We start from the raw sequence: 2,541 nt of genomic DNA, 5'->3' as shown, positions 1-2,541 counted from the left end.
TGTGGGAGAGGCCTCCAGAGTTCGGTCTTGCGATGTCGACCAGGGGCACACCGTTGGGCGCGGCGCTTACGGCCGGCTGATTGGCGGCCGGGGCCGTGGGATCGACCACGATGCCATCCGCAGCAGCCGCCACGGGATTGAATACCAGCAAAAATGCCAGCGTCAGACATATAAACCGTTGCAGCGCATGCTTCATGAACCGTCCCCGTACCTGGCTCTCAGAAATTGGAACTCAGCGACCAATAGACTTCCCAGTCCCTGTTTTTCAAAAAAGATGGCGCGTCCAAAGGCCGCGCCACACAAAAGTCCGTTTCAAGAATGCCGCCCCGGGAACGCAATCCTAAAGCCGCTCCCTGCAGAACGCCCCGCTCGTACTCATCGTCCCGGTCACGATGGATGAACCCGGCATCGTAACCGGCATAAACTTGCGGATCATTGAATATCGATGAAAACCACTCAGAATGGCCTTGCGGAAGAAGGGACACGGCGATCTCATTGCGTACGTATCCCCCGCTGTCCCCGCCCAGACTTTCCAGCTGGAAGCCCCGCACCGTGTATCGTCCGCCCAGATCCAGGCGCTCGGAGTTGTACAGGGTGTCGGGAGACCACTGCACCACGCCCTGTGTGCTGAACGAGACCGGATGCCCTGCAATCTCGAAAGGACGCATCCAGATGCCCGTCAGGGAGAACTTCTGAAATTCATGTTTGGGGACGCTCCGCTCCGAGAATTCATCCCGCTCGGCCCCAAAGAGGGGCAGCCCAAGGTTGAACTCGCCGCTCAAACCAAGCACGCCGTCGAATATCCGGCGGTGGTGACCTAACGACACGCCCAGAATGGATAAATCGTAGCTGCCGGCCACAAGGCGCTCTTTCTCGATGAAATTGTCGACATCCTTGATGGTGAAGGAAACGCCTGCAGTGGTTTTGCTCTGGCTGCCTCGGTGCACAACCCGGTTCAGATCAAGACCATAAGAGGATGTGCGGCCATCGCTCAAATACTCGGCCCCGCCACCTTCCAGATGCGTGTGGTATTCGGAGACTCCGGCGCTGGCCGTTACGCTCCAGTGCCCGAAGGGCACGGTGTAGTATGCTGAAAAGCTGCGGCTTCCGAGACGCGACATGTCCAGAAGCGCCTTGGCGTCGCCGCTCAAATTGAGGGAAAGCATGTCGCTCAGGCCAAGGGGGTTGTCCTTGTCCACGGACGCAAAGGCCTTGATTTCACCCGTGCTTTTTTGACCCGAATTGTCCAGACCGACCCGAAAACGCCACATCTTGCCCGGCTGATCCGTCACCACGATGCGGCTGGCTCCTACTTTTTCCCCCGGTTCGATGCGAAGCTGCGCGTTGCCGGATGGCAAACGGTTCAACTGATCCATACCTTGCTCGATGTCGCGCAGATTGAGCGGTTTGCCCACGATGCCGGAAGGAAAAGTCATGGCGATCCGCCGCCTGTCCGCAGGAGAATCATCATTGAGACTGATGCTCTCAATCTCGCCTTCGATGACGCGGATTTCCAATCTTCGCGAAGCAAGATCCTGGGCAGGCACAAAAGCGCGTGTCGTGACATATCCGCGCTTGATGTAGAGATTGGTCGCGGCCCGCACCAACTCGTTGATGTGAGTCATGTTCAGGCAGCGCCCAATGAAGGGCTCAAGCAATCCGGCCTTTTCGGAATGGGAAAGCAGCGTCGTCCCAACGAACACAATGCTGTCGATGTGAACGCAGACATCCGTTTCCGCGGATTCCGAAGTTGGCGTCGGCTGATCGAGTTCTATCCTTGAAGGCTTTTTTTCAAGCACATCTTCATGCTGCTGCTTGAATTTTTGTCTCTGAGCCTCCTGATCGCGCTGTATCTGCTCCTGTTGACGAATTAATTCATTAGATGCAAAGCATCGAATGGAATCAACACATATAAGCAATACAATAATCGAAAATAACAAATAGATAAAAAATCGCATTGAAATTACTTTTTGCATAATTAATTTTTAATATTATTGGCGACACAATTTTATATATTAAAAATATACATGATAATCATCAATGCGAGATTTTTTGTATAAATATTTATGTAATTTACATATTTTAGGAATGAAAATTAAATTTAATTAAGCAGTTGTACTTATGCTATTCAAAACCAAAAATGCGCATGACCGCCACGAAAAAGCGGCGGTCATGCGCATTATGTTTTCAAGGCTGCCCAGTTTGGTTGCGACATCATTCGGTGGATTGTGACTTAACTATTCATAAACATGTCTATTTTGACATATTTAGGGGCGCGTATATTTCGAGACGATGAGCGCGCCGCCTGGTCACAACCTTGTCACTGATCCGGGTGGATGCAGTGCTCTTCCGGTGCATCTTCCAGCCATCGCTGCAAGTATGCAGCAACCTTGAAGCCTTGTCCCGGAGGCCAGCGCCTCCGGGACAAGGGAGTTAAAAATCCTAGACCTTTGCGGCCTGCAGTTCCTCGGTGGAGTAACCCCAGCCCACATTGTGCGGAGCAAGGAGTTCTTCGCGGAAGAAGCGGGGCAGCTGGTCGTC

The 2,541-nt window shown here is 52.9% G+C and carries 2 protein-coding genes; both read right to left on the bottom strand.

Annotation, left to right across the window (positions count from 1 at the left end; translation table 11 throughout):
• Positions 1–196 (bottom strand): hypothetical protein (locus BMZ24_RS19260; RefSeq protein ID WP_143077976.1); only part of this gene is annotated, 196 nt, incomplete at its 3' end.
• Between the two features lie 22 nt (positions 197–218).
• A complete protein-coding gene (locus tag BMZ24_RS19255) occupies positions 219–1,799 on the bottom strand; it encodes a ShlB/FhaC/HecB family hemolysin secretion/activation protein (RefSeq protein WP_161949254.1) in 1,581 nt (526 codons plus the stop codon).
• Positions 1,800–2,541 lie beyond the last annotated feature (742 nt).

Source organism: Desulfomicrobium norvegicum (assembly GCF_900114595.1).
Lineage (GTDB): Bacteria > Desulfobacterota > Desulfovibrionia > Desulfovibrionales > Desulfomicrobiaceae > Desulfomicrobium > Desulfomicrobium macestii.
This window is presented reverse-complemented; position numbering and strand designations above follow the sequence as displayed.